Source organism: Paenirhizobium cremeum (assembly GCF_047553425.1).
Classification (GTDB): Bacteria; Pseudomonadota; Alphaproteobacteria; order Rhizobiales; family Rhizobiaceae; genus Allorhizobium; species Allorhizobium cremeum.
This window is the reverse complement of sequence record NZ_CP180217.1, coordinates 514,684-529,320: the sequence shown is the minus strand read 5'-3', so window position 1 is coordinate 529,320 and position 14,637 is coordinate 514,684. Positions and strand designations below refer to the sequence as shown.

Below are 14,637 nucleotides of genomic sequence, written 5' to 3'. Positions count from 1 at the left end.
CAGGCCGGCAACGCCGGTTCAAAACGCGATCTTTGCATCCAGCGGGCTGATTGGCGCCACGCCGGCGAGAAGCGCCCTCGCCTCCTCCTCGTCCTTGCGGATCTGCTCGACCAGGGGCTCCAGACCGGAAAACTTCAACTCGTCGCGCAGATGGCCGAAGAAGGAGACGCGACAGTGCTCGCCGTAGAGGCTGCCGGAGAAGTCGAACACGAAGGTTTCGAGCAGGGCCGCGCCGTTGTCCGTTACGGTAGGCCGATAGCCGAAGCTCGCGACGCCGTCATGCAGGGAACCGTCCGGACGGCGCAGCCGCACCGCGTAGATACCGGGCTTCAGGCCGGCCTCAGGCGCCAGCGCCATGTTGGCGGTCGGGAAGCCGAGCGTGCGGCCGAGCTGCTGGCCCTTGATGACCTCCGCCTCGACCGTGAAGCGGTATCCCAGCAATCCGGCCGCCTCGGCGACATTTCCCTCCCGCAGCAGGCTGCGGATGCGGCTTGAGGATACGACCTCCGCGCCTTCGTCGCGGAAGGCATCGACCAGCGTCACGCCGAAACCGTGGCGCTTGCCGGCTTCCATCATGAAGGCCGGACCGCCTTCCCTGCCCTTGCCGAAATGAAAATCGAAACCCGTCACAACCTCCGTTGCGCCGAGCCATTCGACCAGGATGGAGCGGACGAATTCCTCCGCCGAGCGGTTGGAGAACGCGCGGTCGAAGGGATATTCGATGACCGAATGAAAGCCCATCGCTTCCAGCAGGCTTGCCCTGAGCGGGGCCGGCGTCAGGCGGAAGACCGGCTGGTCCGGCCGGAAGACCGAGCGAGGATGGGGTTCGAAGGTCAGAACCAGCGCCGGAACGCCACGATCCCTCGACAGTTCCAGCGCCCGGTTGAGCACCGTCTGATGGCCGCGATGAACGCCGTCGAAATTGCCGATGGCGATGACGCCGCCCTTCAGGCTTTCGGGGAGCGGATTCTTCTTTTCGTTGCGATGAAAGACGGTCATGACGGCGTCCCGGCTCAGTCGAGCCTCTGCATCCAGTATTTCGGATCGGCGTTCTCGCGCTTCAGATAGGCATTCAGGATCGCCTCATCGGGCTTGCCGTTGACCGTATATTCGGCGGCGTGGATGCCGCCCGAGATATAAAGAAGGTCGAGACCGGCATCGAGAGCGCCGCGAACATCGGTCGGCATACCGTCGCCGATGGCCAGCACGCGGTCCTTCACGGTCTCGCTCCCCCTCTTCTTTCCGGCAGCGGCCATCGCGGCATCGTAGATCGGGCGATACGGCTTTCCGGCAACACGGGTTTCGCCGCCCAGCTGCTCGTAATAGGCAGCAACCGCACCAGCGCAGGGGATCATGCGCGAACCGCGCTCGACGATCAGGTCGGGATTGGCGCAGATCAGCGGCACGCCGCGCTTCTGAAAGGCCACCAGCGTGTCGTGGTAGTCCTCCGGCGTTTCGCTCTCGTCATCGAAAAAACCGGTGCAGACGATCGCACCCGCCTCATCTGCGGAAACGACCTCGACACCGAGGCCATCCAGCAGCGGAAGGTCGCGATCGGGTCCGAGGAAGAAAATCTTCTTCGGGCCGGCTGCGATCAGCGTGCGGGTCACATCGCCCGAGCTGACGATACCGTCATAGGCGGTATCGGCGACACCGATCATCCTCAACTGGCTGATGACATCAGGAGACGGGCGCGGCGAATTGGTAATCAGCACCACGGTTGTTCCGGCCTTCCGCGCCGCAGTCAGCGCTTCGGAGGCGGACGGAAAGGCATCGACGCCGTTATGCAGCACGCCCCAGACATCGCAGAGGATGACGTCATAACGCTCGCTGACGTCGCTCAAGGTGGAGATGCGCTCGGCCATCGTGAATTCCCGGTTTCAAATCATGTCAGCGGTGACATTGCAAAGGATCGCGAGCAAGGCAAGGGGCTTTGCGGTTTGGCGATGAAATAGCCGACGGCAAGTTATCCGGGGCCGGCCACGCCTTGCACCATCCTCGCCGCGGGGCCCGAAACCGTGGCGGGGCGCCTGTCACACATTCTGTCACGGAGCGCTGTTAACGTTGAGGGGTGGAATATTTTCGGCAGGCCGCGCTTGACTCATCTCGAGGCCGCCCTTATCTCATCGCCGCTAGCACTCTCCAATCGGGAGTGCTAACAGTTTCCGTACGGATCCACCGCGATCCGTCAATGTCATTTGATCGAGGGATTAGACAATGGCAAGCACATCTTTCCGCCCCCTGCACGATCGCGTTGTCGTCAAGCGCGTCGAATCTGAAGAAAAGACCAAGGGCGGCATCATCATTCCCGACACAGCCAAGGAAAAGCCGGCTGAAGGCGAAGTTGTCGCTGTGGGCCCGGGCGCCCGTGACGACCACGGCAAGGTTGTCGCTCTCGACGTCAAGGTCGGCGACCGCGTCCTGTTCGGCAAGTGGTCCGGCACCGAAGTCAAGCTCGACGGCGTCGACCTCCTCATCATGAAGGAAGCCGACATCATGGGCATCATCGGCTGATCGGCCGATTGCTCATTCCTAATCCGCAATTCACCAATGGGTTCAAACCCGGGAGTTTGAAAAATGGCAGCTAAAGAAGTAAAATTCGGCCGTACCGCGCGCGAAAAGATGCTGCGCGGCGTCGACATCCTCGCTGACGCAGTGAAGGTCACCCTCGGCCCGAAGGGCCGCAACGTTGTGATCGACAAGTCGTTCGGCGCTCCGCGCATCACCAAGGACGGTGTTTCCGTCGCCAAGGAAATCGAACTGGAAGACAAGTTCGAGAACATGGGCGCGCAGATGGTCCGCGAAGTCGCTTCGAAGACCAACGACATCGCCGGTGACGGCACCACCACTGCAACCGTTCTTGCCCAGTCCATCGTTCGCGAAGGCGCCAAGGCCGTTGCCGCCGGCATGAACCCGATGGACCTGAAGCGCGGTATCGACCTCGCCGTTACGGAAGTCGTCAAGGACCTGCTCGCCAAGGCCAAGAAGATCAACACCTCGGAAGAAGTCGCACAGGTCGGCACGATCTCGGCAAACGGCGAAAAGCAGATCGGTCTCGATATTGCCGAAGCCATGCAGAAGGTCGGCAACGAAGGCGTCATCACCGTTGAAGAAGCCAAGACCGCCGAAACCGAACTCGAAGTCGTCGAAGGCATGCAGTTCGACCGCGGCTATCTCTCGCCCTACTTCGTGACCAACCCGGAAAAGATGGTGGCTGACCTCGAAGACGCCTTCATCCTCCTGCACGAGAAGAAGCTTTCGAACCTCCAGGCCATGCTGCCGGTTCTCGAAGCCGTCGTTCAGACCGGCAAGCCGCTCCTCATCATCGCTGAAGACGTCGAAGGCGAAGCCCTTGCAACGCTCGTCGTCAACAAGCTGCGTGGCGGCCTCAAGATCGCTGCCGTCAAGGCTCCGGGCTTCGGCGACCGCCGCAAGGCCATGCTGGAAGACATCGCCATCCTGACCGGCGGCACCGTCATCTCCGAAGACCTCGGCATCAAGCTCGAAACCGTCACCCTCGACATGCTTGGCCGCGCCAAGAAGGTTTCGATCTCGAAGGAAAACACCACGATCGTCGACGGCGCCGGCCAGAAGTCCGACATCGAAGGCCGCGTTGCCCAGATCAAGGCCCAGATCGAGGAAACCACTTCCGACTACGACCGCGAAAAGCTGCAGGAACGTCTTGCCAAGCTCGCTGGCGGCGTTGCCGTCATCCGCGTCGGCGGTGCGACTGAAATCGAAGTGAAGGAAAAGAAGGACCGTATCGACGACGCGCTGAACGCAACCCGCGCAGCCGTTCAGGAAGGTATCGTCCCGGGCGGCGGCGTGGCTCTGCTGCGCTCGTCGGTCAAGATCACGGTTAAGGGCGTCAATGACGACCAGGAAGCCGGCATCAACATCGTTCGTCGCGCGCTCCAGGCACCGTGCCGCCAGATCGCCGAGAACGCCGGTGACGAAGCCTCCATCGTGGTCGGCAAGATCCTCGAAAAGGATGCCGACAACTTCGGTTACAACGCCCAGACCGGCGAATATGGCGACATGATCGCCATGGGTATCGTCGACCCGGTCAAGGTCGTCCGCACCGCTCTCCAGGACGCAGCTTCGGTTGCCGGCCTGCTGATTACCACCGAAGCCATGATTGCCGAACTGCCGAAGAAGGACGCTCCGGCAATGCCGGGCGGCATGGGCGGCATGGGCGGCATGGACATGATGTGATAGGCGTCAGCCTATCGCAGGAATGACCATAAAGCTTCGCCCATGCACTTGAAGTGGTTCAGCGCGACAAGCGCGCTGAACGGGCGGCATGGACATGATGTGATAGGCGTCGGCCTATCGCAGGAATGGCCATAAAGCTTCGCCCATGCACTTGAAGTGGTTCAGCGCGACAAGCGCGCTGAACGGGCGGCATGGACATGATGTAAGACCTCCGGGTCCTGCATCTCAATCATCCGGTTCAGTATTCGGAAGGGCGGTCTTCGGGCCGCCCTTTTCGTTTGCGCCAGGCTCCCGGTCACGACAGGTGCAAGGAGCTCGACACCCGCCGTCTTTCCGTTTGCCTCGCGACAACCAGGCCCCTCATGCAACCACACGTCACCTACCGTTCTTCGTTTATTTATTTATACGAATATTCTAATTAAATCTTAGATTTTCTTTTTTCGGCCGGCTGTTGCGGAAAATGACTGTTTCAAGACGGCACAGAAAAGCGACAATAATGCATAAAAAATCGGGTCATCTGGCCAAAACCACGGCGAAGTATGACATCAGGCCGTTTCCAGACCCGAAAAAACATGATATCGAGTCCAATATTCCCTAATTCGATAGGGGTATGCAGCAGGTTTATTTTCGTCTTTATTCAACTACAAGATTTCGCGCGCCGTTCAAAAAAATCCATTGCGAAGAAAACGAAAAATTAATAACCCTTCGCGAGTCAATTGGTGCGTCCACGAGCTCAGCGGGACTGCGTACTACCAGCGGTAACAATTTCGGCTGAGCATTGTCCTTGTATGGGGACGCAGGATGTAACCTATGCGCGAAGCATGTACTTGTATTTCCGTAAAATATAAGTAACAGATAATACTTGATATAGTCTCGAGCGGGGATCCGCCTTCTGAGGGCTGGCTCTGCGCGGGATAAATACAGAAAAGCATGAGCAATACGCCGGCTTTCCGGCATCACAGACAATATTGAGACTAACCCGAGAGCATTTACGCTTCCATCGGCTTTCGACTTGGGGACCGCCTTGTTTAAGATCGCCAGAGCCAATTCTGCCCAGTCCTATTCTCACGCCTTTGCCGAGGCCGAGGAGAACGACACTCTAGTCTTGTCCCAGTTCACCGTGTCGGAAGCATGGGAAGGCGATCTGTCGAACGGCGTCATCAAGCTTGGCGCGCGCGCAACCTTGCTGCACGGCCTCGATGGGCCCGAATGCGGTTTACTCAGCATGATGCGCTGCTACGAGGCGCATGATCGCGCCCATATCCTCGAACTGTTCGAGCAGGCGGCTACCTCGTCCTCGCGCTTTTGTTACTCGACGACGATCGTACATGCGGACGGCCATCGGCAACCGGTATTCTGCATCGGCGAGTCGGCGGGGTTGGAAGAACCGAGCGCGGGCAACATGCTCGGGCTGTTCGTGTTTCCGCGATTCAAGCTGGCGCCGGGCGCGCATCTGCGCAGCTACGGCTGATCGTTTTTATCGGGCACCAAGCCGAAGAAGCGGCCGACCCGGCCGCTTCCGTTTTTCCGGAGACCGCGTCTCAGGGGCGCGGCGGAATGTTAAGGCCCTTCTGGCTGGCGGGGCGGCTTTCGGCCCGCGTCATCCAATCCATGACCTTGGGATAATTGTCGAGCCCGATGGCATCGGCAGCCTCGTAGCCGACCTTCAGGCCGCGCACCCACGGGAAGGTAGCGATGTCGGCTATGGTGTACTCGTCGCCCGCCAGCCACGGACGGGTCGCAAGCTCACCTTCCATGACGCCGAGCAGACGGCGAGCCTCGTCTCGGTAGCGCTCGGTCGGGTAGGGGTTGTTGGCGACCTTGTCGGCGGCATATTTATAGAAATGGCCGAACTGGCCGAACATCGGGCCGACGCCGCCCATCTGGAACATCAGCCATTGCAGCGCCGCATAGCGGCCCGCGCCTTCCTTCGGCAGCAGCCTGCCGGTCTTTTCCGCCAGATAGATCAGGATCGCGCCCGATTCGAAGACGCCGATGGGCCTGCCGTCCGGCCCGTTCGGATCGAGGATTGCCGGAATGCGTCCGTTGGGGTTCAGGGAAACGAATTCCGGGGACTTCTGCTCGTTGGTGGAAAACGAAACGAGATGCGCTTCGTAGGGCAGACCGAGTTCCTCCAGCGCGATCGAAACCTTCACGCCATTCGGTGTCGGCAGAGAGTAAAGCTGGATAACGGAGGGGTCCTTGGCAGGCCATTTCTTGGTGATGGGAAAGCTGGAGAGATCAGCCATCGTTTTCTCCTTTGGGGGCGACGAGCGAGGCATCGTTCTCAATTATCGAACGATTAGTCAAGCATCGTCCAACTATGCGGGACAATCGAAAAAGGGCATTAAAAGCGGGAAAGTTTTAACGCCTTGCCGGTCTGCGGAGCCCGGCCTCACGATACATAGGAGCTTCCGATGTCCAATAGCAACAACGCGATCATCCTGATCGCCCGCATCCTTCTTTCCTTCATGTTCATCTATGCCGGCTTCGGCAAGCTGACCGACCCGAGCGGCACCGCCGGCATGATTACCGGCGCCGGCCTGCCGGCCGCCACCGCGCTTGCCTATCTCGCAGGGCTGTTCGAACTGGTCACCGGCCTCGCCGTCCTCGTCGGCTTCCAGACCCGGATCGTCGGCTGGGCGCTCGCCCTCTTCTGCGTGTTCACCGGTCTCGTCTTCCACAGCGGCACCGTCGCCATCGAAGGCTGGCCGGAAGGTGCTCTCGGCTGGATCAACGCGCTGAACGGCATCATGCTGATGAAGAATTTCACGCTCGCCGGCGCCTACATCCTGCTCGCCACCTACGGCCCGGGCGCATACTCGCTCGACGCACGCCGCGGCGTTCTCGCTACGGCCTGACAGTTCCCTGCTCCCAAGCAACAGAGAGCCCGGCGGACCGTTCCGCCGGGCCTTTGTTTTCCGACCAAACAATGAAATCAGATCCCGCGGGCAAGCCAGACGGTGGCGCCTCCGCATTCGGGATCTTCCACCGTATGGGCGAGCACTTCGAAGCCGTTTTCCGCAAGGAGACAACGGTATTCCTCCGGAGAAAGGCTCGCGTGATAAAGCGGTTCGCCTTCCAGGTCTCCCATCGCCATCCCCTCCGACGGTCCCGATGTGAACATCAGCACGGTCCCTTCAACAGCATGGGCAGCGAAGCGCGGAAACATGGCGCGCTGTGCATCGGGCGTCAGGTGAAAGAAGCTGTGCCAGGCCAGAATGCCGTCGAAGGTTCGGCCAAGCGAGAGTTCACGCATATCGGCCACCTGCCAATCGCCCGCTGGCAGCCGCTCGCGGCAGAGATCAATCAGCGTCGGCGAGGCGTCGATGCCGGTCACCTTCATTCCCCGCGCCAGCAGCGCGGCTGCGATGGGATCACCGGAACCGCAGCCGAGGTCCAGCACGCTGGAGCCTTGCGCCAGTTTCCCGGCGAAACGGTCGATCCAAGCGTGTTCGAACAGATGTTTCGAACGCAGGCGGTCAAAGGCATGCGCGTGACGCTCGTAGAGGCCGACGATCCGGTCCGCCTCGCTCATCAGCGTTTCACAGGGCGGCCTGGACGGCCGCGACGATCTCGGCCACCCGGGCATTGCCCTCGTGTTCCGGCTTGCGCGCACGCACGAGGCAGGCCTCCGAACGCAGGATCACGCCGTCTGAAAGGATCTTCAGGTGGTTGGCGCGCAGCGTCGATCCGGTCGAGGTGATGTCGACGATGATATCCGCCTGCCCGGCAGCCGGGGCGCCTTCCGTGGCGCCAAGGCTTTCGACGATGCGGTAGAGCTGGATGCCGTGGCTTCCGGAGAAGAACTGCTGGGTGAGGCGCCAGTATTTCGTGGCGATCGCCAGACGCCGGCCATGACGGCTGCGGAAATCGGCGGCGACATCGCCGAGGTCGGCCATGGTGTCGACATCCAGCCAGATTTCCGGCACGGCGACGACGACGTCGGCGTGGCCGAAGCCGAGACGGGCGGAGATTTCGACGCGCTTGTCGGCCTCCGCCAGCCCTTCCCGGATCAGATCCTCGCCGGTAACGCCAAAATCGACGGTTCCCGCGCCGATCTCACGGGCAATCTCGGAGGCAGACAGGAAGGCGATCTCGATGTCGTCGATACCTTCGATCCGCCCGCGATAGGAGCGATCGTTGCCGACGGCGACGATCTTCAGCCCGGCGCGTTCGAGGACGGCGGAGGCATCCTCCTTCATCCGGCCCTTGGAGGGCAATCCGATGGTAATCGTCATGAACGTTTTCCTTCCGCCTCGATCCGGTCGAGCCAGAGCGAAAAGCCGACCGCCGGAATGCGGCTTTCGGCACCGAGCAGGGTCAGGAGGCGGTCGAAGCGGCCACCGCCGGCAAGCACAGCCGGATTGTCCTTCACCGCGACTTCGAAAACGAGGCCGGTGTAATAATCGAGAGGACGACCGAAGGCCGCGCGATAGGTGATGCGGGCAAGATCGAGCCCGGCATTGGCAAGGGCCGCAACCCGCTCGTCGAAGCGGGAGACGGCGGCGCCGAGCTTCAGGCCGGCCGCATCGGCAAAGCCCGCGAGTGCCGAAGTCGCATCCGGCAGCGGCAGTTCCAGGGACAGGAACTCCCGCAGCAGAATGAGAGCCGCGCCATCGAGCCGCGTTTGCGCCAGTTCCTGCTTTTCCTTGAGCCGCCTTGCGATTTCCACCGGCGAGCGGCTGGCATTGGTGGAATAGCCGGTCGCCTGCATGGTCTCATCGATATGGGCGACCAGTGCCGCATCGTCACCGGAAGCGAGCAGGTCCGCCACCATCGGGTTCAGGCCTTCGACGGGGTTGGGACTGCCGAGCCGCTTCAACAACTGCTCGATCTGATCGGCATTGCCGAAAGCCTGAATGAGGCGCTTCTGCCAGCCCGCCGGGAGGCCGAGCGCCTTGACCACGGCTTCGAATACAGCCTGGTCTCCCAGCGTCACGGCAAGCGTCCGGCCGGGCAGCAGGCGCGCGAGAATGGCGTAGGCATCGCCGATGGCGCGGGCGTCGGCCGCCGCGACACCGGTATCGCCGAGATCCTCGATGCCGGCCTGATAAAATTCGTTGGCTCCGTCGCGGCGCTGGCGGAAGACCTCGCCGAGATAGGCATAACGCTTCGGCGTACCGGTCGCGGTCTCGATGTGGCGCAGGCAGACCGGAATGGTGAATTCGGGGCGCAGGCACAGGCTCTCGCCGCGCTCGTTCTCCGTCATGAAGATGCGGCGGCGCAGATCTTCGCCCGCCATGTCAAGGAAAGGCTCGGCCGGCTGGATCACGGGCGTATCGACCCGGACGGTGGAGCGCGCCGAAAATTCCTCAAGAATGGTGCCGGCGAAATCCGGCATGTTGATCAGGGGCATGGATAAGCTCTTTCCGCGGAGACGGCATACCCCCTCTGGCCTGCCGGCCATCTCCCCCACAAGGGGGGAGAGGATTCGCCGCGCGCGCTCATGCCAATGGCAATGCGAGCGCCCGATAAAGCTTGCCCCGTTTTTTGATGCAGAGAACTGCAGACTGACAAAACGGTACGCATCGGGGACGGCAAACACCGACCTGCCCCCTCCCCCTTGTGGGGAGGGTTGGGGAGGGGAAAGTCCACAAACTCAGACATCGGCCTGCTTTGCCCGACGACGGTCTTCCGCCTGGGCTGCGAGGATTTCGAGTACCTTCGCGACCAGTTCGCCTTCCGGTACCACGACCTGGGCGACGCGGGCCTCGCGCCATTCGGCGTTGTCGGCGATCTCGCCCGAGAGGCGCTTGCCCTCGATCAGGTCCTTGATCTGCACGACGCCCTCGGCGCGCTCGTCGCCGCCCTGGATGATGGCGATGGGGCAGCCGCGGCGGTCGGCGTATTTCAGCTGGTTGCCGAACTTCTTCCAGTTGCCCTGATACATCTCGGCGCGGATGCCGGCGGCGCGCAGTTGCTGGGTGAACTTCTGGTAGCGGCCCATGCTTTCGACGTCGCCGTCCATGACGGTGACCAGAACCGGCGCGATCACATCGTCCTGACCGAGCTTGCCGAGGTTCTTCAAAGCCGTCATCAGGCGCGAGACGCCGATCGAAAAGCCGGTAGCCGGCACCGGCTGGCCCATGAAACGCGAGACTAGGCCATCATAACGCCCGCCGCCGCCGACCGAGCCGAACACGACCTTTTCGCCCTTTTCATTGGTGACGTCGAAGGTGAGCTCGGCTTCGTAAACGGGGCCAGTGTAGTATTCGAGGCCGCGGACGACGGAGGGGTCGATCTTGATGCGATCCGGACCATAGCCCGCGCCCAGAACGAGGCTGCGGATGGTGTTGAGTTCGTCGACGCCCTCGGTGCCCTCTTCGGTGCCCGCGACGAGTTCGGCCAGATGCACGGCGCTCTCGGCGTAATCGGTGATGCCGACGAAGAACAGCACCTTGCGGATCTGCTCGGCATTGAGCCCCGCGCCCTTGGTGAAGTCGCCGGATTCATCCTTGCGGCCTTCGCCGAGCAGGAGCTTCACACCTTCGGTGCCGAACTTGTCCAGCTTGTCTATAGCGCGCAGAACCGACAGGCGGCGGGCGGCGTTTTCGTCACCGCCGACGCCGATCGCTTCCATAACACCGTCGAGAACCTTGCGGTTGTTGACGCGGATTACGTAGTCGCCACGCTTGATGCCGAGGGCCTCGAGCGTATCGGCCATCATCATGCACATTTCGGCATCGGCCTGAACGCCCGGCGCACCGACCGAGTCGGCGTCGAACTGCATGAACTGGCGGAAGCGGCCCGGGCCGGGCTTTTCGTTGCGGAACACGTAGCCGGCGCGGTAGGTCCGGTAGGGAAGCTGGATCTCGTTGAAATTTTCCGCGACATGGCGGGCCAAAGGCGCGGTCAGGTCGTAGCGCAGCGACATCCACTGTTCGTCGTCGTCCTGCAGCGAGAAGACGCCTTCGTTCGGCCGGTCGGCATCCGGCAGGAACTTGCCGAGCGCGTCGGTATATTCGAAAAGCGGGGTTTCCACCGGATCGAAACCATAGCGTTCATAGACTTCGCGGATCTTCGCGGTCATCTCGTTGACGGCGCGGATATCGGCGGCCTCGCGATCCACAAAACCGCGCGGCAGGCGGGCTTTGAGTTTCTGCGGTTTCTTGGACTTGTCGCTCATGGTGGGAACCGGGATTTCTTGTGTTTTCAGGTTGCCGGTGTCTTAGAGGATCAAGGTTTGGGCGGCAAGTATATTGATCGCCTGCCTACGGTCTTCCTGCTTGTCGCGCTTGCGTTCTTTGCCCTTCTGCGGCTAGTTCGGCAGCGAATGAAGCATGCCGAAGGATGCAAGGAGAGCCGATGATCGAAATCGTGGAATTGCCGGAACTCGTCTGCATCGGCTACGAGATCGAGGCGGACTGGCAGGACCTGGCCGTTCTCATGCCCGAGCTATGGCAAAGGCTATTCGCTGCCGATACCGGCGCGACGTCGTTTCTCGAGGTATCGAGCGAACCGGCGGCGGGCCGTTTCCGGGAATTGGTGGGATTTCTTGCGGCAGGATCGACCGAGATACCCGACGGCATGACGAAGCTCGTTCTGCCCGCAGGGCGCTATCTGCGCCTCAACCATGAAGGACCGCTATCGGACATCGCCTCGGGTTTCCGGCGCCTCTACGGCCATGCGGCGGCAGCCGGGCTGAAGACGGGCGATCTGAAGATCGACTTCGGCTACACGCCCGGCCTCACCGATACCCGCCACGAACTCCATGTCGCGCTGGAACAGCAGCCGCTTCTGCTCGGCTGAGGCGAGGCCATGGAGACCACCCGGCGATGATCTTCGAAGCCCTGAACTATGGCGCCACTTGGCTGCTGACCACGCCGGCCCATCGCAAGGCGATCCGCTATTCGGTCAATCTGTGGTCGCGGGCGGGACGCTGTGCCTCGGCCTGGCGGGAGCATGAGGAAAACAGCAAGGCGGCCATCATCGAGGCCATCGGTTCGCTCAACCAGCGGCGCACCGCCGTCGTGCTCGGCTCCGGCCTGCTGCGCGACGTGCCGATCATCGAACTTTCGCGCGCATTCGATACCGTGGTGCTGGTCGATCTCGTGCATCTTGCGAGCGTTCGCGGGTGGCTGACGCTCAAGGGCCTGAAGAATGTGCGGCTAATCGAGCGCGATCTTTCCGGCTACGACACGCTCAAGGCGGGACAGGAACCCGAACCACTCGCCTTTCTCAGGCAGGTGCCGTTCCTCGATTTCGTCGTCTCGGCCAATCTCCTGTCGCAGATCGGCACCGGCGCGACGAAGCGGCTGGAACTGGAGCGGCCGGGATCAATGCCGGAGGACACGCTGCCCCGGCTGATCCGGGCCCATCTCGACGGTCTCGCCGGCCTGACCTGCAAGAGCCTTCTCGTCACCGACATTTCCTATGCGGTGATCGACCGGGCCAGTAAACAGCACGAGACCTTCGACCTGCTGCATGGCGTCGACGTGCCCGCGCACCGCGCGGAATGGGAATGGCCGGTGGTGCCCGAGGGCGAGGAAAGCGGGAATTACCGCATCGTGCACAAGGTCATCGCCTGAGGATGGATGTTCTTTCGACCGAAGGCTGACCGCTCCCGACAACGGCCTTGCTTTCGACGAAATCGCCCCTAACTTCGTTTCCATGACGTTGCTGCTTCGCGCCTTTCTGCTGCTTGCCGCGCTGGCTTATGGCGCCATGCCCTTCACCGGCATGGCGATGCCCGTTGCTGCGCCGATTCAGGAGGCTGCGGCAACGGCCATACAGGCAGACGAGCCCGCCCATGTCCTGCATGGAGACATGAAGCACGGCGCAGGCAAGGCCACCCATGCCGAGGCGGCAAGCGCTGACGCCGATTGTCCGCATCCGGGCAAGACCGACCGTTCTTCCCACTGTTCCGCCTGCCTGACGCTGCCCGCCAACCTCTTCATGGCCGACGCCGGTTCGCCGGCGCGTTCCGCCGAAGCTCCTTCCCTTGTCAAGGCTTTCCGTTCGGAGCCATCGATGCCGCTCACGCCCCCTCCCCGCGGCTGAATCCGTTTCTTTCTCGAACCGAAAGCGGCCAAAGGCCGAAACAGAATTCCGTCCGAACGACAAGGAAAACCCCTATGCTTTTCAAGGCATTCCTCACGGCATCCGCCGTTCTTCTCGCAAGCGCCTCTTACGCCCAGGACACCATGTCCCATGACCACATGAACATGAGCGGCGGCATGATGACGAACCAGCCGGCGGGCGACCAGTCGCCTTCCAGCAAGGCCTTTGCGGAGGCGAATGCAAAGATGCATACCGACATGGCGATCGAATACACCGGCGACACCGATGTCGATTTCGTTCGCGGCATGATCCCGCATCACCAGGGCGCAATCGACATGGCGAAGATCGAGCTGCAATACGGCAAGGACCCGGAAATCCGCAAGCTCGCCGAGGAGATCATCAAGGCTCAGGAAGCCGAGATCGCCATGATGAAGGAATGGCTGGCGAAGCACGGCAATTGACGCTCGTGCAGTGACAAAGGGGGCCCGGACTAGCGCGCCTGCTCGAGGCTCATCCTTTCCAGCATGGACGCCGCCCGGCTGGGGCGGCGTTCCTTGTGCCGCAGGATGGAAAACTGCCTGACCGGCAGCGAGAAATTCGCGGCCACGAGTTCGCCGCGCGCCAGCCGGCCGGCCGCCGCAACGCCGGAGACGACGCCCGCGCAGGGCCCCGCCGCGACGGCTGACAGCACGGCTTCGTTGGACGGCAGGACCAGAACGCTGCGCAGCCGCTCCGGATCGACGCCGAGGCCGCGCAGGGTGTTCTCGAAGACCGAGCGCGTGCCCGATCCCGGTTCGCGCCGGACCCAGCCTGTTTCTTCGACCAGTTGAAGCGCGGCAAGCGGCCGCCCATCCGCGAAGGAATGACCCGGCGCCGTCACGACCAGCAGCGCATCGTCCGCAACCCGGGTCACGGACAGCGCGGGATCATCGACCGATCCCTCGACGAAGCCGATATCAGCCGTGCCGGCATTTACCGCCTGGGCCACCGAACGGGTGTTGCCGATGGTGAATTCCAGCTCGATGCCCGGATATTCCGCATGAAACCGCATCAGCAGGGGCGGCAGCCAATAGCTCGCCACCGTCTGGCTGGCCTGAACCGCGAGCCGGCCGCGCGACAGGCCTCCGAGTTCCGAAAGCATCAGCTCGGCGGAGCGGGCGCGGGCGAGCGTGGCGCGCGCCTCGTCGAGAAACAGGCGGCCTTCCATGGTCAGTTCGATGCGCCGCCCGACCCGGTTGAAGAGGGCCACGCGATAATAGGCCTCCAGATTGCGGACGGCGGCGCTGACAGCGGACGGCGTGAGACCGATGGCTTCGGCAGCGCGTGTCAGGTGTTCGCGTTCGGCAACGGCGACAAAGATGGAAAGCTGTTCGAAGGTCATTGCATTACGTTCGTTTTTATCGAATGAACCATGCCATA

The 14,637-nt window shown here is 62.1% G+C and carries 16 protein-coding genes; 8 read left to right on the top strand and 8 right to left on the bottom strand.

The genetic code is table 11. From position 1 onward, the window contains the following. Positions 1-18: 18 nt before the first annotated feature. Positions 19-999: a bifunctional riboflavin kinase/FAD synthetase gene (locus ACLBKR_RS02485; RefSeq protein ID WP_113437379.1), complete on the bottom strand. Its 981-nt coding sequence runs from the start codon at positions 997-999 to the stop codon at positions 19-21. A gap of 14 nt (positions 1,000-1,013) precedes the next feature. Next, entirely contained in the window at positions 1,014-1,865 is an 852-nt protein-coding gene (locus ACLBKR_RS02480; protein ID WP_113339449.1) for a TIGR01459 family HAD-type hydrolase, read from the bottom strand. A 352-nt stretch (positions 1,866-2,217) separates the two neighbouring features. Here ACLBKR_RS02480 and groES point away from each other — a divergent pair, with 352 nt between their 5' ends. The 3 genes from groES (at position 2,218) to ACLBKR_RS02465 (ending at position 5,686) form a co-directional block, all read left to right on the top strand. Further along, the gene (gene groES, locus ACLBKR_RS02475) at positions 2,218-2,514 is read left to right on the top strand and encodes a co-chaperone GroES (protein WP_112830927.1); all 297 of its coding nucleotides are present in this window, start codon (positions 2,218-2,220) and stop codon (positions 2,512-2,514) included. 63 nt (positions 2,515-2,577) lie between these two features. Next, a complete protein-coding gene (groL, locus tag ACLBKR_RS02470) occupies positions 2,578-4,215 on the top strand; it encodes a chaperonin GroEL (RefSeq protein ID WP_113425925.1) in 1,638 nt (545 codons plus the stop codon). A gap of 1,024 nt (positions 4,216-5,239) precedes the next feature. Next, positions 5,240-5,686, top strand: a complete 447-nt coding sequence (locus tag ACLBKR_RS02465; protein WP_112828423.1) for a hypothetical protein — start codon at positions 5,240-5,242, stop codon at positions 5,684-5,686. 70 nt (positions 5,687-5,756) lie between these two features. Here the strand turns inward: ACLBKR_RS02465 and ACLBKR_RS02460 are convergent, their stop codons facing one another. Further along, positions 5,757-6,464, bottom strand: a complete 708-nt coding sequence (locus ACLBKR_RS02460) for a glutathione binding-like protein (protein WP_113425924.1) — start codon at positions 6,462-6,464, stop codon at positions 5,757-5,759. 168 nt (positions 6,465-6,632) lie between these two features. On the opposite strand from ACLBKR_RS02460, the gene ACLBKR_RS02455 reads away from it, so the two are divergent. Next, positions 6,633-7,076 (top strand): DoxX family protein, encoded by a 444-nt coding sequence (locus ACLBKR_RS02455; protein WP_112828302.1) that lies wholly within the window; start codon positions 6,633-6,635, stop codon positions 7,074-7,076. A 77-nt stretch (positions 7,077-7,153) separates the two neighbouring features. Here ACLBKR_RS02455 and ACLBKR_RS02450 read toward each other — a convergent pair whose 3' ends face one another. From ACLBKR_RS02450 to hisS, 4 genes are all read right to left on the bottom strand, one after another. After that, positions 7,154-7,753: a class I SAM-dependent DNA methyltransferase gene (locus ACLBKR_RS02450; RefSeq protein ID WP_414900518.1), complete on the bottom strand. Its 600-nt coding sequence runs from the start codon at positions 7,751-7,753 to the stop codon at positions 7,154-7,156. 7 nt (positions 7,754-7,760) lie between these two features. Beyond that, positions 7,761-8,456: an ATP phosphoribosyltransferase gene (gene hisG, locus ACLBKR_RS02445; protein ID WP_113447947.1), complete on the bottom strand. Its 696-nt coding sequence runs from the start codon at positions 8,454-8,456 to the stop codon at positions 7,761-7,763. Next, positions 8,453-9,574, bottom strand: coding sequence for an ATP phosphoribosyltransferase regulatory subunit (locus ACLBKR_RS02440; protein WP_113447948.1), 1,122 nt, complete (start codon positions 9,572-9,574; stop codon positions 8,453-8,455). The genes hisG and ACLBKR_RS02440 overlap by 4 nt, the downstream gene beginning before the upstream one ends. A gap of 243 nt (positions 9,575-9,817) precedes the next feature. Next, positions 9,818-11,344, bottom strand: coding sequence for a histidine--tRNA ligase (hisS, locus tag ACLBKR_RS02435; protein WP_113485895.1), 1,527 nt, complete (start codon positions 11,342-11,344; stop codon positions 9,818-9,820). A 179-nt stretch (positions 11,345-11,523) separates the two neighbouring features. Here hisS and ACLBKR_RS02430 point away from each other — a divergent pair, with 179 nt between their 5' ends. The 4 genes from ACLBKR_RS02430 (at position 11,524) to ACLBKR_RS02415 (ending at position 13,679) form a co-directional block, all read left to right on the top strand. Then, positions 11,524-11,967, top strand: a complete 444-nt coding sequence (locus ACLBKR_RS02430; RefSeq protein ID WP_113447950.1) for an effector binding domain-containing protein — start codon at positions 11,524-11,526, stop codon at positions 11,965-11,967. A gap of 26 nt (positions 11,968-11,993) precedes the next feature. Beyond that, the gene (locus ACLBKR_RS02425) at positions 11,994-12,746 is read left to right on the top strand and encodes a hypothetical protein (protein ID WP_113447951.1); all 753 of its coding nucleotides are present in this window, start codon (positions 11,994-11,996) and stop codon (positions 12,744-12,746) included. An 82-nt stretch (positions 12,747-12,828) separates the two neighbouring features. Continuing rightward, positions 12,829-13,218 carry a hypothetical protein gene (locus tag ACLBKR_RS02420; RefSeq protein ID WP_113447952.1) on the top strand — a complete coding sequence of 130 codons (390 nt, stop codon included), beginning with the start codon at positions 12,829-12,831 and terminating at the stop codon, positions 13,216-13,218. Positions 13,219-13,292: 74 nt separating this feature from the next. After that, the gene (locus ACLBKR_RS02415) at positions 13,293-13,679 is read left to right on the top strand and encodes a DUF305 domain-containing protein (protein WP_113447953.1); all 387 of its coding nucleotides are present in this window, start codon (positions 13,293-13,295) and stop codon (positions 13,677-13,679) included. Between the two features lie 29 nt (positions 13,680-13,708). On the opposite strand, the gene ACLBKR_RS02410 is transcribed toward ACLBKR_RS02415, so the two are convergent. Continuing rightward, positions 13,709-14,599 carry a LysR family transcriptional regulator gene (locus tag ACLBKR_RS02410; RefSeq protein WP_113447954.1) on the bottom strand — a complete coding sequence of 297 codons (891 nt, stop codon included), beginning with the start codon at positions 14,597-14,599 and terminating at the stop codon, positions 13,709-13,711. Positions 14,600-14,637: the final 38 nt, after the last annotated feature.